At 59.8% G+C, this 26,460-nt stretch carries 21 protein-coding genes and 2 tRNA genes; 8 read left to right on the top strand and 15 right to left on the bottom strand.

Annotated elements, in window-relative coordinates:
* Positions 1 to 104 precede the first annotated feature (104 nt).
* Both P273_RS0104965 and P273_RS0104960 read right to left on the bottom strand, forming a co-directional pair.
* Complete coding sequence (locus P273_RS0104965; protein ID WP_024627374.1) at positions 105 to 1,133, bottom strand: alpha-L-fucosidase; 1,029 nt, start codon at positions 1,131 to 1,133, stop codon at positions 105 to 107.
* Positions 1,134 to 1,180: 47 nt separating this feature from the next.
* Positions 1,181 to 2,380, bottom strand: coding sequence for an MFS transporter (locus P273_RS0104960; protein ID WP_024627373.1), 1,200 nt, complete (start codon positions 2,378 to 2,380; stop codon positions 1,181 to 1,183).
* 553 nt (positions 2,381 to 2,933) lie between these two features.
* Between P273_RS0104960 and P273_RS0104955 the strand changes: the two genes are divergently transcribed.
* From P273_RS0104955 to P273_RS0104945, 3 genes are read left to right on the top strand one after another with little or no spacing between them, the layout of a single operon-like run.
* Entirely contained in the window at positions 2,934 to 3,926 is a 993-nt protein-coding gene (locus P273_RS0104955; RefSeq protein ID WP_024627372.1) for a N(4)-(beta-N-acetylglucosaminyl)-L-asparaginase, read from the top strand.
* Positions 3,927 to 3,978: 52 nt separating this feature from the next.
* Positions 3,979 to 4,404 (top strand): TetR/AcrR family transcriptional regulator, encoded by a 426-nt coding sequence (locus P273_RS0104950; RefSeq protein ID WP_024627371.1) that lies wholly within the window; start codon positions 3,979 to 3,981, stop codon positions 4,402 to 4,404.
* Positions 4,401 to 4,757: a hypothetical protein gene (locus P273_RS0104945; protein ID WP_024627370.1), complete on the top strand. Its 357-nt coding sequence runs from the start codon at positions 4,401 to 4,403 to the stop codon at positions 4,755 to 4,757. Before P273_RS0104950 ends, P273_RS0104945 begins: the two co-directional genes overlap by 4 nt.
* Positions 4,758 to 4,878: 121 nt before the next feature.
* Here the strand turns inward: P273_RS0104945 and guaA are convergent, their stop codons facing one another.
* Positions 4,879 to 6,441 carry a glutamine-hydrolyzing GMP synthase gene (guaA, locus tag P273_RS0104940; protein WP_024627369.1) on the bottom strand — a complete coding sequence of 521 codons (1,563 nt, stop codon included), beginning with the start codon at positions 6,439 to 6,441 and terminating at the stop codon, positions 4,879 to 4,881.
* A 337-nt stretch (positions 6,442 to 6,778) separates the two neighbouring features.
* Here guaA and P273_RS0104935 point away from each other — a divergent pair, with 337 nt between their 5' ends.
* The 3 genes from P273_RS0104935 to P273_RS0104920 all read left to right on the top strand — a co-directional run bounded on the left by P273_RS0104935 (position 6,779) and on the right by P273_RS0104920 (position 12,485).
* A complete protein-coding gene (locus P273_RS0104935) occupies positions 6,779 to 9,253 on the top strand; it encodes a phosphoketolase (protein WP_024627368.1) in 2,475 nt (824 codons plus the stop codon).
* Positions 9,254 to 9,379: 126 nt separating this feature from the next.
* Positions 9,380 to 11,068 (top strand): phosphate acetyltransferase, encoded by a 1,689-nt coding sequence (pta, locus tag P273_RS0104925; RefSeq protein ID WP_024627367.1) that lies wholly within the window; start codon positions 9,380 to 9,382, stop codon positions 11,066 to 11,068.
* Positions 11,069 to 11,258: 190 nt separating this feature from the next.
* Positions 11,259 to 12,485 carry an acetate/propionate family kinase gene (locus P273_RS0104920; protein WP_024627366.1) on the top strand — a complete coding sequence of 409 codons (1,227 nt, stop codon included), beginning with the start codon at positions 11,259 to 11,261 and terminating at the stop codon, positions 12,483 to 12,485.
* Between the two features lie 142 nt (positions 12,486 to 12,627).
* On the opposite strand, the gene hisN is transcribed toward P273_RS0104920, so the two are convergent.
* Both hisN and aroA read right to left on the bottom strand, forming a co-directional pair.
* Complete coding sequence (hisN, locus tag P273_RS0104915; protein ID WP_024627365.1) at positions 12,628 to 13,428, bottom strand: histidinol-phosphatase; 801 nt, start codon at positions 13,426 to 13,428, stop codon at positions 12,628 to 12,630.
* A 32-nt stretch (positions 13,429 to 13,460) separates the two neighbouring features.
* On the bottom strand, positions 13,461 to 14,819 hold the full coding sequence (gene aroA, locus P273_RS0104910; RefSeq protein WP_024627364.1) for a 3-phosphoshikimate 1-carboxyvinyltransferase: 1,359 nt from the start codon (positions 14,817 to 14,819) through the stop codon (positions 13,461 to 13,463).
* Positions 14,820 to 14,934: 115 nt separating this feature from the next.
* On the opposite strand from aroA, the gene P273_RS0104905 reads away from it, so the two are divergent.
* Positions 14,935 to 15,008, top strand: a tRNA-Pro gene (locus P273_RS0104905).
* On the opposite strand, the gene P273_RS09810 is transcribed toward P273_RS0104905, so the two are convergent.
* The 9 genes from P273_RS09810 to P273_RS0104860 form a co-directional block, all read right to left on the bottom strand.
* The gene (locus tag P273_RS09810) at positions 15,000 to 16,286 is read right to left on the bottom strand and encodes an MFS transporter (protein ID WP_024627363.1); all 1,287 of its coding nucleotides are present in this window, start codon (positions 16,284 to 16,286) and stop codon (positions 15,000 to 15,002) included. The genes P273_RS0104905 and P273_RS09810 overlap by 9 nt on opposite strands.
* Before the next feature lie 13 nt (positions 16,287 to 16,299).
* Entirely contained in the window at positions 16,300 to 16,995 is a 696-nt protein-coding gene (locus tag P273_RS0104895; RefSeq protein WP_024627362.1) for an ABC transporter permease, read from the bottom strand.
* A 1-nt stretch (position 16,996) separates the two neighbouring features.
* Positions 16,997 to 17,728: an ABC transporter ATP-binding protein gene (locus tag P273_RS0104890; protein WP_024627361.1), complete on the bottom strand. Its 732-nt coding sequence runs from the start codon at positions 17,726 to 17,728 to the stop codon at positions 16,997 to 16,999.
* A 117-nt stretch (positions 17,729 to 17,845) separates the two neighbouring features.
* The gene (locus P273_RS0104885) at positions 17,846 to 18,559 is read right to left on the bottom strand and encodes a TetR/AcrR family transcriptional regulator (protein ID WP_024627360.1); all 714 of its coding nucleotides are present in this window, start codon (positions 18,557 to 18,559) and stop codon (positions 17,846 to 17,848) included.
* A 127-nt stretch (positions 18,560 to 18,686) separates the two neighbouring features.
* Entirely contained in the window at positions 18,687 to 19,370 is a 684-nt protein-coding gene (locus P273_RS0104880; protein WP_024627359.1) for an NUDIX hydrolase, read from the bottom strand.
* 35 nt (positions 19,371 to 19,405) lie between these two features.
* On the bottom strand, positions 19,406 to 20,323 hold the full coding sequence (locus P273_RS0104875) for a Nif3-like dinuclear metal center hexameric protein (RefSeq protein WP_051354134.1): 918 nt from the start codon (positions 20,321 to 20,323) through the stop codon (positions 19,406 to 19,408).
* Between the two features lie 48 nt (positions 20,324 to 20,371).
* The gene (polA, locus tag P273_RS0104870; protein ID WP_024627357.1) at positions 20,372 to 23,266 is read right to left on the bottom strand and encodes a DNA polymerase I; all 2,895 of its coding nucleotides are present in this window, start codon (positions 23,264 to 23,266) and stop codon (positions 20,372 to 20,374) included.
* Positions 23,267 to 23,273: 7 nt separating this feature from the next.
* Positions 23,274 to 23,894: an ANTAR domain-containing response regulator gene (locus tag P273_RS0104865; RefSeq protein ID WP_227028570.1), complete on the bottom strand. Its 621-nt coding sequence runs from the start codon at positions 23,892 to 23,894 to the stop codon at positions 23,274 to 23,276.
* Between the two features lie 76 nt (positions 23,895 to 23,970).
* A tRNA-Leu gene (locus P273_RS0104860) sits at positions 23,971 to 24,044 on the bottom strand.
* A 121-nt stretch (positions 24,045 to 24,165) separates the two neighbouring features.
* Between P273_RS0104860 and P273_RS0104855 the strand changes: the two genes are divergently transcribed.
* The gene (locus P273_RS0104855; protein ID WP_024627356.1) at positions 24,166 to 24,759 is read left to right on the top strand and encodes an NUDIX hydrolase; all 594 of its coding nucleotides are present in this window, start codon (positions 24,166 to 24,168) and stop codon (positions 24,757 to 24,759) included.
* 149 nt (positions 24,760 to 24,908) lie between these two features.
* Here the strand turns inward: P273_RS0104855 and pyk are convergent, their stop codons facing one another.
* Complete coding sequence (gene pyk, locus P273_RS0104850) at positions 24,909 to 26,351, bottom strand: pyruvate kinase (RefSeq protein WP_024627355.1); 1,443 nt, start codon at positions 26,349 to 26,351, stop codon at positions 24,909 to 24,911.
* Positions 26,352 to 26,460 lie beyond the last annotated feature (109 nt).

Raw genomic sequence — 26,460 nt, 5'->3', positions numbered from 1 at the left:
CCAAGACTGTGGGGCCAAACAAGTAGCTAGCCAAGGGACCTTGTCGGATCGGAACGGCATCCTTTCGGCAAGGCCCTTGGGCTAATTCATAGAATTCTAAATCCTCAAGCCTCCAGAGCTCGCGCTCCCAGGAGCGCCTGTTCGGCCGCCATAGGGACGCGTCCCAGACCATCCAGACCGACGTTGAGCAGGTAGTTGATGCCGTACTTGTTCAGATGGGCCTTGTAATCGTGAATGGTCTGCGGGCTCTTCCAGTTCTGGTCATGATAGGAGAATCCCCAGGAATCGTTGATGGTCCCAGCGGTCTCGTAGAGACCAAGCTTTGAGGGCTTGAATCCTTCAATCGAGTTGTAATCGACATTTCCATCCGAAGCGGCCTTGTCGCTGGCGTCCGAGTCTTCTGGAATCTCGTTGTCTCCCAAAGAGACATAGTCGTAGCGGCCGTTGCCCAGCCTGGAATTGATCAGGCAGTCGGGCTGCAGACGCTTGACCGTATCGTAAATGGTCTGGCTCTGCTCGTCGCTGAGGGTCATGGGAACATCAAACCAGGCAACCGAGATCTCCCCATAGTTGCTCATGATCTCTTCGATCTGCGGCATGATCTTGTGCTCGAATGCCCGGTCGTAGTTCTTCTCCCCTGTGAAGTCCCAGCTGTTGTCCCAGGTGGTGCCCGCCGTCTCGATATCGTTCGAGAGGTATCCGCCGCCATCCGGTTCATGCCAGTCCAGGTCCTGCGAATAGTAGAGACCAAATCGCAGGCCAGCCTTGCGGCAGGCCAATGACAGCTCGCCGATCACATCCCTGTGGAAGGGCGTCGCGTCATAGACATTGTAAGGATCCACCAGCGACCGGTACATGGCGAAACCGTCATGGTGCTTTGTGGTGACGACCAGGTACTGCATGCCGCAGCGCTTGGCCAGGTCAACTATGGCATCCGCGTCGAAATAAATGGGGTTGAAGGCCTGGGTCAGGCGCTCATACTCCTTGTTGGGGATCTGGAGCTTGGATTGGATCCATTCCGCATAGTTGCTTGACGATTTCCCCTGGTACTCCCCTCCCAGGAGTGAATAGAGACCCCAGTGAATCATCATTCCGTACTTGGCCTGCTTGAACCATTCCACGGTATCGCTCATTATTTACCTCTGTTTCTCTTGATTGACACGAATTGCAATGACCACTCTCAGATGGTCAGCTTGTCCTTCTTGACGACGAAGGCATCGTAAAGGGCCAGAATCACATAGCAGATTCCTGCACACATGATCATGAAACCTGGGTCTTTATTGCCAAGCACCCCGCCCAGGGCCTGGAAGAAGTAGGGAGCAACCAGGGAGCCGACGTTGATGCCGATAAGGATGATCGAAGTGGTCAGGTTCATGGAGCCCTTGGGCGAATAGGCCACCATGCGGGCAGTCAGAGCCGGATTGATGATGCCGTTGCAGAACCCCGCCACCAGGACCAGAACCAGCAAGATCGGAATGGAGTTGGTGAAGGGCATGGCGATCATGACCACTGCCGTCAGCACTTCGAAGATGAAGACAGTGTATCGTCCGCACCACTTGGCGAGCTGTTCGAAAGCGATGCCTGAGACGATCGAGCAGAGTACCAGGAAGCCGAAGATCCTGGTGGCATCAGCTGCAGAGCCTATGTGCGAATCAACCATATGACTGGCCAGCTTCAGGGAGATAGCCGAATAGAAGAGGCAGACGAAGAGGAAGAGGATGGCCAGCTGGATGACACCACCGTTGGTGGACGGCTTGATGGAGGTGTCCTCCTCAACCTCCTTGCCATCCTCCACGATGACTCGGTCAAGCCGCTTGGGGACGAAAAGGGAGACGAGGACGATTGGCACGATCAGGAAGAGGAAGACCAGGTAAGTGGCATGCCAGGAGATGTTGATCAGGAATCCTGCAATGAAGAGCATGATCGAATCGCCGATGGCACCGACGGAGTTCCTCCAACCCAGGAGCCTGTTTCTGATTTTCTCAGGGAAGACATCAGTGATGTAGGAGACGCTCAGCGGGGTGAAGATGCCCATGCCCACGCCGAACATGGCCCTCGACAGGAAAATGGCCGGGTAGTTGTAGAAGAAGGCAGGTATGACTCCGAAGACCAAGGAGACGATGAGCCCCAAAAGGACCGTGTACTTCTTGCCCAGCTTGTTGGATATCAGGCCGCTGACCACAGTTCCCAGCAGGACGCCTCCCGTGGGGATGACGACCAACAGCTCGACGTTGGCCTCCGAGATGTTGGAAAAGTACTGCTTCATCAGTGGGATCGTCCCTGAGACGGCATTGGAAACCGACATTAGGAACGATATGGACAAGATGCCCAACATCAAAATCGGTGAACTGGTGTTCACCTGTTTCTCTTTTGACTCCATGAAAGTCCCTTCCTCGGAACTGTCATCGCATTCGCATTTACGATGGCGAGTGATTGATTCACTCATGTACTGCAAACAACTAGATTCAATGGACCATCTTGGTCCCGAACTATTTCAATAGATAATAGTTTGTTAATAGTATATATCAAATTGGAAACTGTACATGCCGAAGGTGTTGCGTCAGGCCGAATCGGCTGGATCTGCCATCCAGTGATCACCAAACTAATTGTTGGAACTCGGCCTTTTAAATCAGCCTTAAGGCATGTATGCAAAATCTCATACTTATCAGAAGATTGGAGCGCTGACAAGACATTCCGAAACAAAAGTATCTTTATTAATTATCATTGACAGAAGAGATAAGGCAGAGGACATCGTTGCTGTCTGCATGCGGGCGAGGTAAGCCCGCTACTTACGGCTGTCCCCTCAGGAGCATGGTCCATCAGCTCGATCATTCATCGACCGGCTGAGGTCTCGCCTGCTCTTCTGCTTAAAAACAGTTTTGTGCTCCTCACAAGAGCAGTCAACGACCGCACCGACAGAAAGAACCATGGAAATGAGTGATTCATCCCCACAGATAGTCAGCCACGATCAGTCCACCTGGGCCTCTATTGCTACATGGCGGATGGCCTATGAAGGGATGGTCAAGTCAAGTTCCGGTCTTGAGGAGGGTGGCCAGGCGGGCGATGCTGTCGAGGCGCTGATCCGAGAGGTTGAAGCCAACCCCGATTACACCTCCGTCGGTTATGGTGCTTTACCCAATCGGGAAGGTGAGATGGAGATGGACGCCGCCTTCATGGACGGGAACAGCATGGCAATGGGCGCTGTGGCCGGCATCCAGCATGTACTCCATCCCATATCAGTGGCCAGGCAGCTGAGTCGACGCCATACCAGCAGCTTTCTGGTCGGGCAAGGGGCGACCCGTTACGCCCAGGTCAGCGGGTTCGAAATGCGCAATATGCTGACGGACAGGGCCAGAAAGCGTTGGGAGCAGGAAGCCGCCAAGACCACAACACCGGAGTCTGCCGGTCCCTATCGAGGGCACGATACGGTCGGGACCATCTCCTTGGATGCGCACGGTTCGATGGCTACCGGCACATCAACCTCGGGGCTCTTCATGAAGGAACCTGGCAGAGTAGGCGATTCTCCCCTACCCGGCTCGGGCTTTTATGTGGACAGCGCCATCGGAGGGGCGGCCGCCACCGGGCTGGGAGAAGACATCATGAAAGGGTGCCTCTCCTATCGGATCGTTGCCCTGATGGGAAGCGGATTGACCCCACAGGAAGCCTGCGATTCCGCAGTCTACAAATTTGACGACCTCCTGAGGAACCGCTACGGCAAGGTCGGCGAGATCTCCATGATCGCTCTCAACAAGAGAGGTGAATGGGGGGTCGCCACCAACGTGGAATTCACCTTCTGCACAGCCCAGAAGGGCGAACCGATACGCATACTTATGGCCAATCCGGACGGTAAGGGCGGAACACGAATCGAACCAGTAACTAAGGAATGGCTGCAGGAATACGAACGCTCATTGAAGGCGCCCATCTAATAACCATTTATTATTTTTGACTGATTAGTCAATTAATGCTATCTTGACGGGCATGGGTCGCAAGAGAAGTTTCGATGATGATGAGGTACTTGCCCGTGCCCGCGAGGCTTTCCTGGAGCATGGCTATGAGGGAACGTCGATTGATGCCCTCGTCAAGGCCACGGGTCTGCTTCGGGGCAGTCTCTATGGTGCCTTCGGCAGCAAGCGTGGCATGTTCGTGGCTGCGCTACGTGATGCAACGGATTCTGAGTCGGGCGATTCAGGAGTGCTCAATCTGGTATTGGTGGCACTCATGGAGCTGTCAGATCATGATCTTGAGGTTCGTGGGCTGGTCAGGGATTACCTGGTAAAGCTGTCCAGCTCGGGATCTGACGATACTAATGCTGTGGCCCTTGATATCGCCACGCTCCTTGGCGAGACGCTGCTACAGCGTGCACATATTCGGTTGCAGTCTGATGACGAAAGAAGCAAGTCATGAACAACAAGGTGGCAATTGTCGGGCGGACGCTGGAAGTTGAACCGCAGGGCTTGGATAAGATGTGGTCGTTCAAGGGGAAACTGGCCGTGCCGCTTGAGCATGTTCTGGGTGCGAGCGAGGATCCGGGCTTTCTTGATGATGCCAAAGGCCTGCGTGCGCCCGGCCTTCATGTTCCCGGTAAATGGGCCGGCACATACATTGAGCACGGGGAAAAGACATTCTGGAATGTCACCAGACCGGAAAGTCCCATTGTCATCCAACTCAAGGGTGAGCGCTATGACCGACTGGTGCTCGGGGTGGAACATCCCCGTGAGCTGGTTGACCGGATCAACGCGGCCATCATCGAAAAGTAAACGACGAATTGCAGCACCTGAACTCTTCTATTAGCTATCGGTGCTCAAGTGATTAGAAACCAGCTGAATGGGTTGATAAGCCATATGATGCGTTGCCATACGGCTTATCAGCCCAGATGCCTTACTCCCACTCGATGGTTGCCGGAGGCTTGGAGGTGCAGTCCAGGACCACGCGGTTGATGCCCGGGCACTCGTTGGTAATCCGCGTGGAAATAGTAGACAGCACATCATAGGGCAGACGCGTCCAGTCGGCGGTCATGGCATCCTCAGAGGAAACAGGACGCAGCACGATCGGCGAGCCATAGGTGCGCTCGTCGCCCTGCACACCTACCGAATGCACATTGGCCAGCAGCACCACCGGGCACTGCCAGATCTGCCGATCCAGCCCAGCCTTGAACAGCTCCTCGCGGGCGATGGCATCAGCCTCACGCAGAGTCTCCAAACGTTCCTGGGTAATCTCGCCGATGATGCGGATGCCCAGACCAGGGCCCGGGAAGGGCTGACGCCAGACGATCTGGTCAGGCAGGCCCAGTTCGGTGCCGATGGCCCGGACTTCATCCTTGAAGAGGGTACGCAGAGGCTCGATCAGCTTGAACTTGACGTCCTTGGGCAGACCACCCACATTGTGGTGGGACTTGATATTGGCCGCTCCGTCTCCACCACCAGACTCGACCACGTCAGGGTAGAGCGTGCCCTGCACCAGGAACTTGACTTCCTTACCGGTCTTGCCGGCCTCCTCAATCACCTGCCGCTGGGCCTTTTCAAAGGTGCGGATGAACTTCTCCCCGATGATTTTGCGCTTACGCTCAGGCTCAGAAACGCCCTTGAGGGCGGTCAGGAAGTCCTGCGAGGCATCCACGGCAATCAGCTTGATACCAGTGGCAGCCACGAAATCATGCTTGACCTGCTCGGCCTCACCCTTACGCAGCAGACCGTGATCCACAAAGACGCAGGTCAACTGGTCGCCGACGGCCCTGTGGACCAGGGCAGCCGCTACAGCTGAATCGACGCCGCCCGACAGGCCGCAGATGACCTGGTCATCACCCACCGTGCGACGGATCTTCTCCACCTGATGTTCGATGATGCCCGAAGCGTTCCAGTCCGACGGCAGTCCGGCGCACTGGTGCAGGAAGCGGTCAATCAGATCCTGCCCCAGAGGGGTGTTGGTCACCTCGGGATGCCACTGGACCCCGTATAGCCCCCGTGAAAGATCCTGCATGGCCGCCACCGGAGCACCCTCGGTATGCGCCAGAACCTCAAAGCCTTCAGGCGCACGGTTAACGGCGACGCCATGGCTCATCCACACATCCTGCCGGGCGGGCGAATCCTGCAGTATTCCCTTGGCGCTGTCGATGAAGGCTTCGGTTTTGCCGTACTCCCCCAGGGCCGCCTTGTCCACCTCGCCGCCCAGCTCATGGGCCATGACCTGGAAGCCGTAGCAGATGCCCAGCACGGGCACCCCCGCCTCGAAAATCCTCTTGTCTATGGTAGGTGCCCCGTCCACGTAGACGGATGCCGGTCCGCCGGAAAGGATGACCGCCTTGGGATCCTTGGCCAGCATCTGGTCCAGGCTCATCGAATGAGGCACCAGCTCGGAGTAGACCCCCGCCTCCCTGACTCGACGAGCGATCAGCTGGGCGTACTGCGCACCGAAATCGACCACCAGGACGGGACCCTGTGCCATAAGACTCCTTATATATAAGTATGCTGTATCTGTCATGGATGCCCGGGAGCGACGATTCGAGGCCCTCGAACAAGTCCAGTATGGTTGCAGTTTTCGACAATGCTACCGTCATTGAGCCCAGATCGGCAGCCCCGATGGAGGTTCACGTCTGCAAGCAGACAATTCCCTCGCATTTTCTCACAAGAGCGAACACACACTGCAAGAAAACGTTCAGAAAAGTCTGCTCGTTCACGTACCATGTAGGCATTGGGTACGGACCCGGCAGATGCCTGGAATGACACTGTACAAGCCCGTAACCGAGGTAAATAAACAATCGCACTAAAGTGCAGGAGTACACATGACGAATCCTGTTATCGGCACCCCTTGGGCGAAGCTGGAGACCCCAATCGCCGAGGAGACCCTCGAGGCCGTCGACAAGTATTGGCGGGCGGCCAACTATCTTTCCATCGGACAGATTTATCTTCGCAGCAACCCCCTGATGAAGGAGCCCTTCACTCGGGAGGATGTCAAGCATCGTCTGGTCGGCCACTGGGGCACCACCCCCGGCCTGAACTTCCTGCTGGGCCATATCAACCGTCTGATCGCCGACCATCAGCAGAACACCGTAATCATCATGGGCCCCGGCCACGGCGGCCCCGCCGGCACCTCGCAGTCCTACCTGGATGGCACCTACAGCGAGTACTACCCCAAGATCACCAACGATGAGGCTGGCCTGCAGAAGTTCTTCCGCCAGTTCTCTTACCCGGGCGGCATCCCCTCCCACTTCGCGCCTGAGACCCCCGGATCCATCCACGAGGGCGGCGAGCTGGGCTATGCCCTCTCCCACGCTTATGGCGCCATCATGAACAACCCCAGCCTCTTCGTGCCCTGCATCGTGGGCGACGGCGAGGCCGAGACCGGCCCTCTGGCCACCGGCTGGCAGTCCAACAAGCTGGTCAACCCCCGCACCGACGGCATCGTCCTGCCCATCCTGCACCTGAACGGCTACAAGATCGCCAACCCGACCATTCTCTCGCGCATCTCCGATGAAGAGCTGCACGAGTACTTCCATGGCATGGGTTATGAGCCCTTCGAGTTCGTTGCCGGATTCGACGACGAGGATCATCTGTCCATCCACCGTCGCTTCGCCGACATGCTGGAGACCGTCTTCGACAAGATCTGCGACATCAAGGCCCGGGCCGAAACCGACGACATGACCCGTCCCTTCTACCCCATGATCATCTTCCGCACCCCCAAGGGCTGGACCTGCCCCAAGTTCATCGACGGCAAGAAGACCGAGGGCTCTTGGCGCGCCCACCAGGTGCCGCTGACCTCCGCCCGCGACACCGAGGCCCACTTCCAGGTCCTCAAGAACTGGCTGGCCTCCTACAAGCCCCAGGAGCTTTTCGACGAGAAGGGCGCCCTGCGTCCTGAGGTCACCAGCTTCATGCCCAAGGGCGACCTGCGCATCGGCGAGAACCCCAACGCCAACGGCGGGCGTCTGCTCAAGCCGCTGGAGCTGCCTGACATCCACGACTACGAGATCGACGTCAAGAAGCACGGCCATGGCTGGGGCGCCACCGAGGCCACCCGCGTCCTGGGCTACTACACCCGCGACGTGCTGGCCAAGAACCCCACCGATTTCCGCATCTTCGGGCCTGACGAGACGGCCTCCAACCGTCTGGCTGCCGCCTACGAAGTGACCAACAAGCAGTGGGATGCCGACTACCTGTCGGAGCTGACCGACGAGCATATGGCCCATACCGGCCAGGTCATCGAGCAGCTCTCCGAGCACCAGATGGAAGGCTTCCTGGAGGGCTACCTGCTGACCGGACGCCACGGCATCTGGAGCTCCTACGAGTCCTTCGTGCACGTCATCGACTCCATGATCAACCAGCACGCCAAGTGGCTGGAGGCCACCGTCCGCGAGATCCCGTGGCGCAAGCCCATCGCCGGACTGAACCTCCTGGTCACCTCGCACGTCTGGCGTCAGGACCACAACGGGTTCTCCCACCAGGATCCCGGCTTCGTCGACATCCTGCTGAACAAGAACTTCAACAACGATCACGTGGTCAACATCTACTTCCCCGCCGACGCCAACATGCTGCTGAACGTGGGCGAGCGTTGCTACAAGTCGACCAACTGCATCAACGCCATCTTCGCCGGCAAGCAGCCCGCCGCCACCTACCAGAGCGTGGACGAGGCCGCCGCCGAGCTGGAGAAGGGGGCCGCCCGCTGGGATTGGGCCTCCAACGCCAAGGATGCCGAGGACGCTGATGTCGTCATCGCCACCGCGGGCGACATCCCCACCCAGGAGGCCCTGGCCGCCGACGACATGCTGCAGAAGCTGGGCCTCAAGGTCCAGTTCGTCAACGTGGTCGACCTGCTGAAGATCCAGGACACCGAGGAGAACGATCAGGCCCTGTCCGACGAGGAGTTCACCGAGCTCTTCAGCAAGGACAAGCCGGTCCTGTTCGCCTTCCACGCCTACCCCGGCTCCATCTACCGCCTGATCCACGGACGTCCCAACCACGACAACTTCTCCGTGCATGGCTACGAGGAGCAGGGCTCCACCACCACGCCGTTCGACATGGTGCGCGTCAACAACATGGACCGCTGGTGCCTGGCCGCCTCCGCCCTGAAGCTGGCGGACGCCGGCAAGTACGCCGACCAGATCGACAAGTGGACCAAGTTCCGTGACGAGGCCTTCCAGTTCGCCGTGGACAAGGGCTACGACCATCCCGATTACACCGATTGGGTCTGGCCCGATGCCAACCGCGCCGGCCAGGAGACCATCTCCGCCACCGCCGCGACCGCCGGAGACAACGAGTGATACGCTGATCCGACTCTGGAACCGCCCGTCATGCGCAGCCCGCATGGCGGGCGGTTTCTGTATACTGGACAAGGTTGTGAACAAAGCAGTCATCAAGGCAACCACGTCCGGACAGGAGAAGACACAGTGAGTCTTGCAAGCATCACCATCATCAGCCCAGAAGCCGCCAACGGCCGCAATGTCGTGGCCTACGGCCTGACCAAGGCCCTGAGCGCCAAAGCCAAAACGGCCGTATTCAGGCCAATCGCCTGCAGGAAGCACCCATTGACCCCGGAACTAGTTGCAGCCAGCTCATTCCCTGACACGGATCCAGAGATCTGTCGTGGCAAGTGCCCAGGGCACGCCACTGAGGATCCCATGCAGACCCGGGCCGATGTCCTCAATGCCTATGACGGACTGGTGGAGTCCACCCATCCTGAACGCGTCCTGATCGTGGGCAGCGATGCCTCAAAGCTCTTCGACCCCGGCCTGTTTGCCCTGAACGCGCAGATCGCCGCCGACCTGAGGTCCCCGGTCATGCTGGCCGTCTGCACCATCGGCAGGGAACCCGGTCAGGTCATGAAGACTGTGGCCGCCTGCCGGCGAACCATCGAGGCGCAGGGAGCCGTACTCGCCGGTGTCTTCATCACCGGATGCCAGCCCGAACAGAAGGCGCCGCTTACCGAGGCCTTCCATCAATACGACCTGCCGACCTGGACCGTCTCCAAGATGGACTTCGACACGGATCCGTCCGCCGATCAGGCCCGCCAGGCCACCAGCCAGACATTCCGGCAGGAGGTGGATGTCGACCAGGTGCTGAAGGCCGCCGACGCCGCCAGCCCCAAGGCCACCACTCCTGTAGCATTCCAGAACGACCTGCTGGCCAAGGCCAAGGCCAACAAGAAAACCATTGTCCTGCCCGAGGGCAGCGAGGACCGCATCATCAAGGCGGCCGACTACCTGCTGGCGCGGAACATCGTCGACCTGATCATCGTGGGCGACAAGGATTCAATTCTGGCCCGCGGCAAGGAGCTTGGCCTCAACAACCTGGACAAGGCCTCCTTCCAGCCCATGGATGACGAGCAGGTGCTGGCACCCATGGTTGATCGCCTCTGCCAGCTGCGTGCCAAGAAGGGCATGACTTCGGAGCAGGCACGCAAGCAACTGGCCGATCCCTCCTACTTCGGCACCATGCTGGTGGTGCTGGGCAAGGCCGACGGCCTGGTGTCCGGCTCCATCAACTCCACAGCCAACACGGTCCGTCCAGCCCTGCAGGTGATCAAGACCAAGCCGGGCGCTTCGCTGGTCTCCGGAGCCTTCCTCATGTGCTTCCCCGACCATGTGGCGGTCTTTGCCGACTGCGCCATCAACCTCAACCCGTCGTCCGAGCAACTGGCCGACATCGCCATCCAGTCGGCACAAACCGCTTGCTCCTTCGGCGTAGAACCGCGCGTGGGCATGCTCTCCTACTCCACCCTGGGCTCGGGCAAGGGTCCGGATGTCGACCTGGTTGAAGAGGCCACCCGCCTGGCCAAGGAGAAGGCGCCGGACCTGCCCATCGTGGGCCCCATCCAGTTCGACGCGGCCTGGTCGCCCACCGTGGCAGCCACCAAGGCCAAGGGTGATCCGGTTGCCGGAACGGTCAATGTCTTCGTCTTCCCCAGCCTGAGCGCCGGGAACATCGGTTACAAGGCCGTACAACGCACCTCTGGAGCCCTGGCCATCGGACCGGTCCTGCAGGGGCTGAACAAGCCGGTCAACGACCTCTCGCGCGGCGCTCTGGTAGCCGACATCATCAACACCGTGGCTCTGACCGCCGTCGAGGCCCAGGACTGATCGCCGTCCCCATAAGGTCTATATGAACCTCTGGGGCTGCTGCTGGATCCTATCTCCAAGAAGGTTCCGGTAGCAGCCCCAAAACCATGTCGGCCTGGCTATATACCGCGGCTTGTAAGGGCCGACGAGTAATCTTGAAGACTGATTGAAGAGCGCAGGCTCTATACAAGCACATCAGGAGGATGCCCCAATGGCGAAAACCGTCCTAGTCATCAATTCGGGTTCAAGCTCGATCAAGTACCAGCTGGTCGATCTGGAGACCAGCCAGAGCCTGGCCTCCGGTCTGGTCGAGAAGATCGGCGAGCCCACCGACGGCCACTACAAGCACGAGGTCAACGGCGAGAAGCATGAGCTTGAGGAGCCCATCCACGACCATGAGACCGGACTCAAGCGCGTCCTGGGCTTCTTCAAGGAGTACGGCCCTGATCTGGACAAGGCCGGCATCATCGCCGTTGGTCACCGTGTCGTCCAGGGTGGAGCCATCTTCCCCAAGCCTGCCCTCCTGACCAAGAAGACCCTAAGCCAGGTCAAGGATCTGGCCGTGCTGGCCCCCCTGCACAACGGGCCCGAGGCTGAGGGCGCCGAGGTCATGAGCCGGTTGATGCCGCAGACCCCGCAGGTCTTCGTCTTCGATTCCTCCTTCTTCTTCGAACTGCCCAAGAAGGCCTCCACCTACGCCCTCAACAAGGACATCGCCAAGCAGTACCACATCCGTCGCTACGGTGCCCACGGCACCAGCCACCAGTATGTGGGCCAGCTGGTTCCAGGCCTCCTGGGCAAGCCTGCAGAGGGCCTGCGGCAGATCGTCCTGCACATCGGCAACGGGGCTTCCGCTTCGGCTCAGGTCTCCGGACATCCCGTCGAGACCTCCATGGGACTGACCCCCCTGGAGGGCCTGGTCATGGGCGGCCGCACCGGCGATATCGACCCTGCCGTTGTCTTCCACCTGATCCGCAACGCCCACATGAGCGTGGATGAGCTGGACACCCTCTTCAACAAGCGCTCCGGCATGACCGGCCTGACCGGCCACGGCGATATGCGCGAGGTACACAAGCTGATCGCCGAGGGCGATGAGGATGCCAAGCTGGCCCTGGATATCTATGTCCACCGCATCGTCGGCTACATCGGCAACTACACGGCCCAGATGGGCGGCCTGGACGCCATCACCTTCACGGCTGGCGTGGGCGAAAACGATGAGATCGTACGTCGCCAGGTCATCGAGCAGCTGAAGCCCTTCGGCGTGAAACTGGACCAGGAGAAGAACGACCAGCGTTCCAAGGAGGCCCGGATCATCTCCACCCCAGACAGCACGGTCGCCGTCTGCGTTATTCCCACCAACGAGGAGCTCTCCATCGCCCGTCAGGCCGAGGTCGTCGCCAGCCAGGGCGATGCCTACGGCAACAAGTTCCAGGCCTGACCGCTGACCGGACCTGCCCCCTCAACCCGACTGATGGTCGAATGAGGGATGATTGAGATCAGGGTTCGGTTCTAAGAACCAAGAAGGCTGGTGATCACATGCATTGCTGTGGTCACCAACCTTCTTCTATAAGTCATATGTGTCAGTCGCCCAAGGCTGCCAGGGCTTCCTTGTGTAGAAGACCGTTGCTGGCAAGGCCATTGCCACCCCATGGACCCGGGTTGCCCGCCAGGTCAGTAAAGCTGCCACCGGCTTCGGTCACGATGGGAACCAAGGCACCCATGTCATAGAGGTCAAGTTCCGGCTCGGCCGCCAGGTCGATGGCACCCTGGGCCAGGAGCATGTACTGCCAGAAGTCGCCGAATCCGCGCAGCCGCCAGATCCGATCGGTCAAGTCGAGAAGCCTCTCCCGGCGGCCTATGGCCTTCCATCCAGTCAGCGATGACAAGGACATGGAGGCGTCTTCCATCCGGTCCACTCTTGATACGTGGATGGCCTGGGGAGCTTCGCCCTGGCGCGCCATGTAGGCTCCCTGACCCTGCGCAGCGTACCAGCAGGTGCCCAACATGGGGGCCGATACCGCGCCGACCACCATCTGATGGTTTACCTCCAAGCCGATCAGAGTCGCCCAGACGGGTACTCCGCGCACATAGTTCTTGGTCCCGTCAATCGGATCAATGATCCACCTCCTGCCGTTGGATTCCTGTTTTCCCAGCTCCTCGGCATAGATGGTATCGTTCGGCCTTGCTTGGGCTAAAACGCGACGAATCACTGCCTCCGCCTCTTTGTCGGCCTGGGTGACCGGAGTATTGTCCGCCTTGCGTTCCACCTTAAGATCCGGCGACTTGAAGTAGCCCACGGTGACCTGATCCGCCTGGTCAGCCATGGCGATGGCCAGGTCCAGATCCTCCTGCCAGGTCTGCCTTTCAGCCTCGATGCTCATAACACGGCTCCTTTCGCTCGAATCGCTGTGGTTCAACCTTGGCCCTCGCCTGCCAGCATTCGCTTCCACATACCCGGAAAGTCGGGCATGGTCTTGGCCGTGGTGCCGATATTGCGCACCCGAATACCAGGTACCTTGAGCCCGATCATGGCGGCAAAGGTGGCCATACGGTGGTCGGCATAGGTCTCCATGACAGCCCCTTGCATACTGTGCACAGGCACGGGCTCGATGGCCAGGCCATCGTCCAGCTCACGGGCCTGGCCGCCTATTCTGCTGATTTCGGTGGCCAGCGCCTTCAGCCGGTTGGTCTCATGACCGCGCAGGTGGCCAATGCCGTGCAGACGGCTGGGCCCATCGGCAAAGACCAGGATGGCCGCAATAGAGGGAACGATCTCCCCTGCTGGGGACAGGTCGAAGTCGCCGAGTCCATGAATGGCTTCCCCCCCGGTCACCCGACAGATGGCGCTACCCTGCCCATCAGGAACCATGTCTACCTTCGCGCCCATGGTTTTCAGATACTCGGGCAGCAAGCCACCTGGCTGTGTGGTCCGTTCTGGCCAGTTGGGCACACTGACTTGCCCGCCTCCTATCAGGGCCGCTCCCAGGAAGGGGGCTGCATTCGACAGGTCGGGCTCCACCTGGACCCGATCGGGCAGCTGCGTCCCAGCAGATCCCCTGCCTTCAACGCTCCACCTGCAGCGGTCGGGATTGGCCTGGACCCGGACTCCAGCCTGATGCAGATCCTCAACAGTCATGGCGATGTGCGGAAGACTGGGCAGATGCTGACCAGAGTGGACGATGGTCATAGTGCCATCAGCCCTGGCAGCCAGCAGCAGGAGGCCGGAAATGAACTGGGAGGATGCCGAGGAGTCTATAGTCACCTCCCTGCCCACCAGGCGATTCGGGGGTGTGAGCACAAAGGGCAGGAAGCCCTCCTGACCCAGGTATTCGATCCTTGCTCCAAGCTGGGTCAGGCCGTCCAGGAGAGGCCTCATAGGGCGTCGATAGGCCTGCTGGTCTCCATCGAAGTGCGTGGGGCCATCAGCCAGCATGGCCAGGCCCGGCACGAAGCGCATGACGGTTCCAGCCAGTCCGCAGTCTACCCGAGCACCGCCACGGAAACGTCCGCCTGACGGTGGAATGACCGTTACATTTGTAGGGTCGTCCGGCTCAACCCGACAGTCCACGCCGAGGGCCTCCAGGGCCCCGATCATCAGGTCCGTATCACGCGATCTGAGCAGACCAGTCAGTCTGACCGGACGACTTCCCAGGGCCGCCAGGATCAGATACCTGTTCGAGAGGGACTTGCTCCCCGGTATGGTCACCGTTGCATCCAAAGGACTATCGGCCTGCGGCGCCGCCCATGTCTCTTCCACTGTCATGGTCACCATGGTAACCGCAGGCGCAGAGCTGTCCCCGCTCCCTGCTCATCCTCGCAGGACCAGCCGGGACTCGACCCTGTGCTATATTGATTCATTGTGCCCATGCAGTGACAGCGATGGGCGCCGGGCTATAGCGCAGCTTGGTAGCGCGCCTGCTTTGGGTGCAGGATGTCGCCGGTTCAAATCCGGCTAGCCCGACTTTTGCTTCCGTCCCATTTCGGGAGTCGGATCCTTGGCATTCATGCCCAGCAATCCCGCAGAGAAAATCGCCAGGGCCAGAAGGCCCGTCAAGCTCGCATAAATAGACATGGTGATGGGGATGCCGACCAGATTACCCAGCGTCAGAAAGACCATCTGCCCCAGAGGTGCTCCGATCATCATGACAGTCTGTACCACTCCCATAGTTGCTGCCAAGTGGTCCTCGGCCATCGTGCTGATGAGCATGGTCATGAACCTAGGATTGATCTTGCCCAGAAGATAGTTCATGGCCAGAAGAGGAAAGAACAGTAGGGCAGGGATGCGCAGCCAGACCAGATTGACCCCTACTACGGCAGCTGCGGCCATGACGCCGGTCAGCAGGTGGGCCATAGGTAACCGCCTGAGAGGATCCGCAGCAATGAGTGCACCGAGGATGAGTCCCAGGGAGGAGATGCCGTTGACGGCGGCAATAGTCGTGCCGTAGCTTCCCCACCGGACCTCGGGCATGGAGATAAGCCCCAGATTGAGCAGGGGTTGCAGGGCCGTCCCCAGAAGGTTGATCATGCATCCGAAAGCCACCATCAGAAACAGAAAGGCGGAGTGGCGGAACTCCCCCAAGGTCACATGGAGGCTGGATGCTAGTCCCACATGCTTGCCCACAGGTGAGCCATTGACTGAGACCTCCGTCCTGGCGAATTTTCTATAGCCAACAGCCACGAGAATCCCCGCCAGAAGGAAGGTGAGGGCGTTGATCAGCGCAAATACAGCAAATCTGTTGCCCAGGAGGGCAATCAACACTGCGCCTCCACCTGCACTGATGACGGCCGCAACGCTGGAGGTAGCAGAGGTCATTGAAGTCGCCTGGTGAAGCTGGCCAGGCAGGACCAGATGTTTGAGGATCGGCATCCACAGACTGCCTGCATACCCCTCCAGCATGGAAGATGCCATGTCCATGGCCACCAGCAGCAGGAAGACGGGCAGGCTCTTGGACCTGCCGATCATTATGGCAATAACCAGATAGATACACACCTGAACCAGCTTGATCACCACTTGCATCCGCGTCTTGTGCACGGTCCTGTCGGCCAGGTATCCGGTCAGAATGGCCGTCAGGGCTGGAGCCACCCAGGCCATTGAGGCTATGGAGACGGCCAGTCCGGCAAAGGGCATGGTCTGGGCATAGACGATGAAGACGATGTTGAAGAGCTCACCTCCGACCGTATTCAAGAGACTGGCCAGAACCATGGTTACGAAAGGCTTGTTCTTCAGAAGCTCCTGCATGGTCAACCGCCGATCAGGGCAGTTCGATCTTCATGAGGGTTCGGTGAAGCAGCCACCAGGCCGGTAGAGAAGCCAGAAAGATGACCAGAAGCACCAGCGCAGACAGTAGCGGGGAGAGGGAGAGCAGGTTGCCCACTACAGCGTCCAGCAGAAACAGGACTGCGAACATGATGGACAGCGAGCGCTTCCAAAAGCCTATAGAGAGGGCGATGCCGACAAGCCCCACCAGTCCGACAAGGCTGGTAACCAGCATGAAAAGAACCTGTCCGACCAGTTTGCTCGGTGAGCCTGTTTCAAGCGAACCCACAAGACGGTCGATCAGCAAGATGACAGTCAGGGTGATGGCCGTCCCCGCCAAGTAGGAAAGCGCCGTGAAGAGGCCGACGAAGACCAGCTTGGCCAGCAGGATTCGGCCTCGCGATATGGGGCATGAAAGGGTGAGCGCCAGGTTCCTCCCCGTGTAGGGTTCGATGAAGACCAGGTTGCAGAGGGCAGCGGCTACCAAAGAGAAGCCCGCCAGAAGGATGACCATGGCCATCTGCAGCACGAAGGCCAGACTTGACAACCGAGGGTCAGACCGGCCGCTTGTGTGGCCAATGGCCAGGAACATGCCTCCGATGGCCAAGGCTGCGGCCACTACAGCCAGCCCCCCGAAGATGCAGGGCCATAGCCTGGTCTTTTTCAGTTCCAATTTCAACAGCGTCCTCATATCAGCCCTCCATAGCCTTGATCAGAGTTCTCTCGGCGGACTTCTGGCCCTGATTGAGCAGTTCCGGCACGCTGGCCCGCAGGCTGACTCTGCCGTCCGCCACGACCATCACGCGGTCGGCCGTGCGCAACACCTCGGAGAGAATGTGGCTTGAAAAGAGGATTGCACTCCCCTGGGCTGCCAAGCTGCGCAGGCTGTCTCGCAGCCGTTCGATGGCCACAGGGTCCAGTCCGTTGAGCGGCTCGTCCAGTAGGTAAAGGTCAGGATGATGGCCCATGCATCTGGCCAGGGCCAGCCTCTGCCTCATACCCATGGAATACCTGCCGACAGGCGTGACTGAATCGGCGGCCAAACCGACCTTCTCCAAAAGTTGGCTGTTCCTGGTAGGCTCGGCATCTTTATGCTCCCGGTTTGCTAATGCCAGGTAGGTCAGATCAATCTCAAGATTCTCCCTAGCGCTGAGGGACTCATAAAAGACCGGCTCGTTGATGGACACTCCCATCCTGGCCAGATTGCCCGGGTAGTCTTCGCTGAGAGGCCTCCCCAGAAAGCGGACCCGACCGCCGACAGGCCTCTGCATTCCGGTCAGAATCTTCAACAGCGTGGACTTGCCAGCCCCGTTGGCACCCAGCAAGCCCAGAATCTCGCCCCGCCCCAGGGTCAAATCCAGTCCTGACAGCACCTCCCTGCCTTCAAATACTTGGACAATACCGTCCGCCTTCAGCACCTGCATAAAACTCCCTTCAAAAAATACCGATGGTATGTTTGGTGGAAACAAAAACCATTACTCGTTGAGTGCCCGAATCTTGCTTGTAGCCAGAGCCCTTTGGCCTTAAGAGATCTATCGGCTCTAAGAGACCCCTTGATCCTGATTCTTCTCAGATTCCTCTTGCGTGGACTCCCCGCTGGTGGCAGTCAAAGGATTGCTCTTCAGATGTGCGTGCAAATGCACGGCCGCGCGAATAACCCGATCATCGACGACAGGCGCCCCTATCCCCCTGAGCATATCCGCCAACAGGGTGAACTTGGAGACCACCTGGTCCCGGGTCATGGTCGAGAATCGAATCCCTATCCACATGTTGAGCAGGATGTAGAGCACCTGGGCCAGATCCTCGGGATTGCATGGGGCGATGGAGCCGTCTTCCACACCTTCACGGACATAAGGGGTGATCACGTCCACAATCCTGTCCATGGATTTCAGGTACATCTCCCCTACCATGCGGGGACTCTTCAGCAGAGTTCTGGCGGAGAAGGTGACATCGAGACGCGAGTATGCCGACAGGGAGGCAATCAGCTCGTTGCGCAGCTTCTCCAACCCGGTCTCGCCAGGCCAGTCGCCCAGCCAGTCTCCCTGGGATGAGGACGAGGCCATGCGCTCGGTAACCGCGCGGAAAATAGCCGTCTTGGAGGGGAAATGGTAGTAGACCGCTCCCTTGGTCATTCCACCCAGGCCGTCGACGATGTCCTGGATGCTGGTTCCGTCGTATCCCTTTTCCAGGAAGAGCCGCTGAGCTACATCAAGGATCTGATTGCGATGTCCTTCGGGATCCTTCGGCGTACCCATGCAGTGCTCCTTTCCCTGTCAGCGCAACAATGCCTGATCATTCTGACATGACCATCTTTTCTGACAAGAACCTATCATACCACTGGTATGTTCTACTCGCCCAATCACAGTCCTTGATGCCTGAACCTTAATCCTTCTGCAGGCGACGGATAGCCTCATGCTGAATGGCCACCACCGCCTTGGCATCGGCGACTCCAGCTGCGCAGAGCTCCTGCCAGGAGACCCAGGCCGACTGGATGTGCTCGCCTGGGTCGAAGTCAGTGGAGCCCTGGTGCCAGCGACGCAGATGCAGGACCACGATGTGGCCGAGCTCGTCGCTCATGCCCAGGGAGGAGTAGACATCGGGAGCGGCATCGATCCAACCATCCTCCGGATCCAGGTGGCTTTCTGAGCCCGGCGCACCCTCTGGCCCGGGCACCAGACCGGTTTCCTCACGCAGCTCGCGCAGGACGGCCTTGACGGGGCTCTCCCCCGGGTCGATGAAGCCGGCCGGCAGGCCAAAGACATAGGCCTGGGCACCCACCCGGTACTCGCGGGTCAGCAGATAGGCATCGGCAGCGCAGTCGTGTACCAGCATGACCACGCAGGGGTCGTGACGGATGAGCTGCCGGTCGATGGTTTCCTTTGAACCGTCACGCCTGAACATGGCCACCTGCTGCTGGTCGATAACGAATATCGGGCCGCGAAAGACCTCTCTGTCATCCATCAGCTCAGGAGCGCGGGTCATATCGATGCCCTTGGGCCCCTGTCCATCGCGGCCGTCCAGTCTGGCGGCCAATCGTGCCTGCAGATCCTGTGCTTCATCGCTCATGAAATCGCTCCTCCTCAACCATCAACCCTCAGCTGTCAACGCACCACCATGGTCCAGGGATCGGTGACGATGGATGAGACCTCCACCTGCGGGCGAACACCGGTAGCAGTCTCCAAGGCCCTAGCAATGTCTCCCTTGGCATAGCGGAACCAGAGGCTCTCGATGGCCGAATGCGGGGTGTTGATCAGCATGGGTCTGGGCTGACTGGGCCGACCGGCCATCCGGGCCTCATAGAGGGCCTGTTGGTGGGCATCCGTGGCAGGGTGATGGCGTAAATCGCTGGTGATGTAGACATCGGCCCCCGTAGACCGGACCAGGTCGAACTCGGAGTCCCCCGATCCGGGCAGCAGGGCGACTGTGGAGACCATGGCCTCGGACGGACCGACCGCCTGAACACCCAGAGCCGTCCTGGGCAAGAGGCCCGCCACAGTACGGACTAAATCCTCAAATGGCGTGGGCTTGGGAAGCCGTCCCCAACGACCCAGGCCCACCTGGATTCCCTGATCGGCGTGCAGATCGCGGTTTGAGACCGGCTGAGGGGCCAGCGGTTGTGCCTCCTGCAGATCAAGAGCATCGGCAGCGGCTTGGGCCACACCACGGTAAGCGGCATCAGCGTTAGTATGCCCCACCCAGAGCCCGCAGTGGCCCTCAATCAGTCTGGTTATCATATCCCCGCGGAAGTCCAGGCCGGAAACCTGGTGGACCGATCTGAAGAAGAGCGGATGGTGGGTGATCAGCAGGTCGGCCTTGTGGTCCAGAGCCTCCTGAACCACATCGGGCCGAGGGTCCACAGCACACCAGATTCGTCTGACTGGCCAGGACGGATCCCCCGCCACCAAACCTGGATGGTCCCAGTCCTCCGCGTAGTCCAGAGGGTAAAGCCCCTCCAGCAGATCCACCACTTGGCCCAGGGGCACCGAAGGCCTCTGAACCTCATCCTGTTCATCAGGCATGATGATCCCTCCTCGGATCCTACTAGGCTCGGGCCACCCCATGTCAGGTCAGTGAGCAGCCAGCTCCCAGTCCTGGCCGATGCCGGTGGACACATCCAGAGGTACGGCCAATTCAACGGCATGTTCCATGGAATCCTTGACCAGCTTGGTGGCCTTTTCGGTCTCGCCGGGAGCGATCTCCACCAGCAATTCATCGTGGATCTGCAGGGAGATGCGGCTCTTCAGCCCCTGATCGGACAAGGCACGGCTGGCCTTGATCATGGCGATCTTCATGATGTCGGCAGCCGACCCCTGGATGGGCGCATTCAGGGCGGCCCTCTCGGAGGCCTCGCGGGTGGGACGGCGCTTGGAGCGCAGCCCAGGGAAGTAGCGCCGCCGCCCGAACATGGTCTCGGTGTAACCCTTCTCCCGGGCATCGGCCACTAGGGACTCCAGGTACTCATGAACCTTGCCGAAGGTGGCGAAGTACTTGGCACGCAGCACGTCAGCCGCAGCCGGGCTGATCTTAAGCTGCTGGGCCAGGCCATAGGTGCTCAGTCCATAGGCCAGCCCGTAGCTCATGGCCTTCACGTGGGAGCGCTGGTCTCCGGTGACCTCCTCCATGGGGATGTCATAGACCAGGCTGGCCACGTACCGGTGGAAGTCCGCGCCAGACTTGAAGGCGTCAATCAGGGCCTGATCCCCGGAAAGGTGGGCCATGATCCGCAGCTCCACCTGGGAGTAGTCCGAAGAGAGCAAGGCCTCGTATCCGTTGCCTGGCACGAAGGCCGAACGGATCTCACGACCCCGGGCATCCCGGTTGGGGATGTTCTGCAGGTTGGGATCCACCGAGCTCAGCCGTCCGGTGGCCGCCACAGTCTGCTCGTAGGTGGTGTGCAGCCGTCCATCCCGTGGATTGACAGCCTCGCGCAGGGTCTGCACGATCTGCTTGAGCTTGTTGGTCTCCCTGTGCTTGAGCAGGGCGCCCAGGAAGTCGTTGGCGCGCTCGTTGTTGACCGACTTGATGTAGAGGTCCTGCAGGACCGAGACGTTGGTCGAATAGGAGCCTGTCTTGGTCCTGTGGGTGGGCACCAGGCCCATGTCGTCGAAGAGCACCTTGCTCAGCTGCTTGGGGCTCTGCAGGTTGACACGGCTGCCGGCCCTATCCCAGGCGATTTCCTGGGCCTGGCGGGCCTCGGCGGCGAACCGGTCGTGCATCTCCTTCAGGCGGGCATCGTCCACCTTGGCGCCCTCGGTCTCCATCTGCGCCAGGACTGCGGAGGTGGGCAGCTCTATGGTGCGCAGCAGGCCGTACTGGTGACGCTCGTCCATCAACTCCTGCAGACGCTCGGAAACCATCATGACGTACTGCGCCTGGCGAAGAATCCGGGTCCCTCGCCGACGTTCGTCCTCGTCCTCTCGCCCGTCCAGGGCCAGGGCCCCCTGGGTGGCCTCAGGTTCTTCCTCCACGGGAATGGCCAGGAAATGGGCGACGGCCTGTTCCAGGTTGTCTGCGTGAAAATCAGGTTCAGCCAGGTAGCCTGCCAGCTTGGTGTCGAACAGGGGCAGAGGCATATGCAACCCCTGGCTCTCCAAGAGATGCAGATGCTCCTTGTAGCCATGGACCACACAGGTGCCGATCCGCTGGTCGATCATCTCCTGGATGGCCCCACGCATATCTTCGTCTATGTCTTCTGCCATCAGGACCAGGCCGTGCCCGTCCATGGAGAGAATGGCCAGCTCCTCCAGACCATAGTCGCCGTGCTTGGCCCAGCCGATGGCGTGGAGAACCCAGTGCTCCTTCATGGCCTCGCTGCAGCGCATGGCATTCTGGTCGGAGTCGCCGATGTCCTTGATTTTGTCCAAGGACTCGGCCATGGCCTTGACATGGTCCCCCGAACGCCGGCAAAGGGCCTTGTCGGGCAGATGTTTCTCGCACCAGTCCCGCAGCTGGTCGGCAGACTCCACCTTATCGCGCTCGGGTTGGACGAACTCCTCCTGCTTGTTGCTGACATCGACCAGTGCCGAGGCTGGAGAGTAATCGTAATCGGCTACCGTATTGAAGCCCCGCAGAATCTTTTTGCGGGTCTGGGGGCCGAACTGCAATTGCTCGAAGATGGGCAGAACCTGATCCGTGTGGATGGTGCCGAAACGCAGATCCTCCACCTTCACACCCAGGTCCAGATCGCGCACCAGGGCGTTGACCTTCCGGTTGAGCCGCACCTGGTCGGCGTTCTCCGCCAGGGCCTGGCCCTTCTTGCCGCCGATCTCGTCGGCATGCTCCAGAATGGAATCCAAGGATCCGTACTTGTTGATCCACTTGGCGGCATAACCGTCGCCCACACCCGGCACGCCAGGGATGTTGTCGGCCCCCTCGCCGCGCATGGCAGCCAGATCCGGATACTGCTCCGGGGTCACCTTGTAGCGATCCATAATCGCCTGGGGGGTCATGTGCTTGAGGTTCTTGAAATGGTGGCCGGGGTAGAGCACGGTGATGTCGTCGTCCACCAGCTGGAAAGCATCCCTGTCACCCGACAGGACCAGGGTCTTGAATCCGGCCTGCTCCCCCATGGTGGCCAGCGTGCCGATGATGTCATCGCCTTCGTAGCCAGGCTTTTCGATATAGGTGATGCCCAGTCCCTTGAGCAGATCCTGGATCAGCGGCAGCTGGCTCAGCAGTTCCTTGGGGGCGGCCTCACGGGTGCCCTTGTACTGGGGCAGCATGACATTGCGGAAGGTGCCCCCCTTGACATCAAAGGCCACACCCATGTGGGTGGGCTTCTCCTTGGCCATAACATCCGCCAGCATGGTGGCAAAGCCCCATACCGCGTTGGTTGGCTGCCCTGTCGAAGTGGTGAAACTCTCGACGGGAAGGGCATAGAAGGCCCGGAAGGCCAGCGAATGTCCATCGACGACCAGCAGGGTGCGGCCGTCCTTGTCCTGCTTCTTCGTCTGGTCTTCCATAGGAGGGCTAACGGTCGTTCTGGTTGGCCACGTTGTTGATGACCACGTCGGCCACCTCCTGCATGGTCAGCCTGCGGTCCATGGAGGTCTTCTGGATCCAACGGAAGGCCTCGGACTCGGTCATGCCCATGCTCTCCATGAGCAGACCCTTGGCCCGATCCACCCGCTTGCGAGCTTCGAAACGGGCCTTCATGTCTGTGACCTCGTCCTTCAGGGCGTTGATCTGGTCAAAGCGTGAGATAGCCACCTCGAGGGCCGGCAGCAGCTTTTCCGGAGCGAAGGGCTTGACCACGTAGGCCATTGCTCCAGCATCAGCCGCCTTCTCGACCAGGCTTTGCTGGGAGAAAGCCGTCAGCATAACCACCGGGGCGAGGTTCTCCTTGCCGATCTCAGTGGCAGCGGTAATGCCGTCCGTGCCGGGCATCTTCACGTCCATCACGACTACATCGGGCCTCAGCTCGCGGGTCAGATCAATGGCCTCCTGGCCGCTGGCCGCCTGACCGACCACGTCATAGCCGGCATCCTCGAGAGCTTCGACGGTATCGAGCCTGATCAAAGCCTCGTCCTCCGCCACAACCACGGTCCGCCCTTCGGGGGAATCGCTGCGGTTCTTACTCTCTGAAGCCACTTTCAACCTCGTTTCCTGAAAGTCCATCCGCGCTTCAGCGAAAACCGATGAGAGACGGATGGGGTTCGCTTTATCGTGCCCCCGGTGAGACTCGAACTCACACTGCACGGATTTTGAGGCCGTTTCCTCTACCAATTGGGATACGGGGGCTTTTCATCACCACAGAGAATCTACCATACTTTGGCGACGACGCAAGGTTATTCGTGTTGATTCTGCCTTAGAATGAAGACAGTTATGTATTCAGGCACATCAGCAGTCGAAGGAGAGCATGATGACCACTCAGATCTATCGACGGTTCGATCCTTGGCGCACCTCCCCCGTCCAGGAGAAGGCCCGCAAGCAGATTATGGACAGCCACTACTTCAGCGTCGACAGGGTCACCTTTGAATCCAGCGACAATCAGACCTTCGATCGCAGCATCGTCAGCGAGAAGCATGGAGACACCATCGCCGTCCTGGCCATTACCGACGACGGACGGATACCCCTGGTCGAGCAGTACCGTCTGCCCACCCACCGTTGGACCCTTGAGCTGCCGGCCGGGCATCCGCTCAATGACAAGGAAGCCCCCATCGATGTGGCCACCAGGCGGTTGCGCGAGGAGGCCGGATACAAGGCTGCCTCCTTTAACCAATTCGCGAGGTTCATCAACACCCCCAGCTTCTCCACCCAGCACACCACGCTCTTCTATGCTGAAGGCCTGACCCCGGTCCAGCCGGCCAGCCTGGCACCAGAGACCCCCCACCAGAATGTGCGACTCTTCACCGTGGATGAGGCCTATGACATGGTGATTGCAGGAACCATACTGGACGCCAAAACCACCATCGCCATCCTGCGGGCCAAAATCGGACTGTCTGACCTGCACTGACGCAGAAACCCCTCACACAAAGAACCGGTGGCCTCTTCCCCTGCATTGATAAAGGGGAAAGACCACCGGTTCACTGCTTCATCAGCATCTTGGAAATCTGAGGATCCACCTGACTGACTCAATCGACAGTCAGGTGGCAGATCAGAGCATCACTCGTTGGAGCCCACGGTGTGGACGTAGATGCAGTCGGTGTTACCTGGCTCATGCTCGCCCTGGGCGCAGCTGAGCACCACCAGGCAGTCGCCGTCGGAGACCTTGCCCTGCTTCTTCAGGGTGGAGTCCACGAAGTTCATCAGGTCTGCGCGAGTGAAGTCATGGTAGTCCTGCCCGCAGAGGAACGCCTCAGTACCCCAGCTCAAGGCCAGCCAATGATAGGTATGCTCATTGGTGGTCAGTGCATAGATGGGGGCAGCCGGACGCTCGCGAGAGATCCGGTGCACGGTGTTGCCCGTCTGAGTGAAGGCCACGATGGCCTTGGCATTGATCTTGTCGGCCAGATCCACAGCGGCGGAAGAGACGGCACCCGAGTTGGACATGTCCAGGTTGTGCATGGCCGGGATGCGGTCGAAGCCGTGGGTAGTGGCGTAGTCGGAGATCCGGGCCATGGTGGAGACCGTGGTGTCGGGGTATTCGCCGACGGCGGTCTCATTGGAGGTCATGGTGGCATCGGCACCGTCAAGAATGGCGTTAGCGCAGTCGGAGGCCTCGGCGCGGCTGGGGATGGGCGAATGGACCATGGAGCCCAGGACCTCAGTGGCGACGATGACCGGCTTGGCGTACTGACGGGCCAGCTCGATGCAGCGCTTGGTCACCAGGGGGACCTGCTCGAAGGGCATCTCCACAGCCATATCACCGCGGGCCACCATGATGCCGTCAAAGGCCTTGACGATCTCCTCCAGGTTCTCAACAGCCTGGGGCTTCTCGATCTTGGCGACGATGGGGATGCGGCGACCCTCCTCGTCCATGATCTCGTGGGCACGGTCGATGTCGGTGGCGAAACGGACGAAGGACATGGCGATAATGTCAGCGCCGGTGCGGATGCCCCAACGCAGGTCCTCCTCGTCCTTGGGGGTCAGCGCCGGCAGACTCACGGCCACACCAGGCAGGTTGATGCCCTTGTGGGAGGAGACAGGACCGGCCACGACCACCTTGGTGTAGACCTGGTTGCCCTCGACCTTGGTGACCTCCAGGCGGACCTTGCCGTCGTCGATCAGGATGGGATCGCCGGGGTGGCAGTCCCCGGGCAGACCCTTGAAGGTGGTGGAGGTCATGTGCTCGTCACCCTCGACATCGTCGGTGGTGATGATGAACTCCTGACCCTCCTTGAGGTTGACCTTGTCTTCGCCCCGCTCGTTCTTCTTGAACCAGCCACAACGAATCTTGGGACCCTGCAGATCGACCAGGGCCGCCACATTTCGTCCAGTTTCCTTGCTGGCCTGACGGACGTTGTTGTAAACCTTGAGGTGATCTTCGGGGGTGCCGTGTGACCGGTTGAGTCTGGCTACATCCATACCGGCCTTGACCAGCTTGGTGATGTTCTCCAGAGACTCCGAAGCCGGCCCGATGGTGTCGACGATCTTGGCTTTGCGCATATGCTACCTGCCTGTTCTTTTTCCTGTTTACCGTTCTATTGTACAGACTCAGCCTGATGGGAACCACTATTTCCCGTTAGCGCTAACATCCCTTGTGGTTCAAGGGGTC

Source organism: Bifidobacterium sp. A11, assembly GCF_000499185.1.
GTDB classification, from domain to species: domain Bacteria; phylum Actinomycetota; class Actinomycetes; order Actinomycetales; family Bifidobacteriaceae; genus Bombiscardovia; species Bombiscardovia mizhiensis.
The sequence above is the reverse complement of the archived record's forward strand: the minus strand, read 5'-3'. Positions and strand labels throughout refer to the sequence as shown.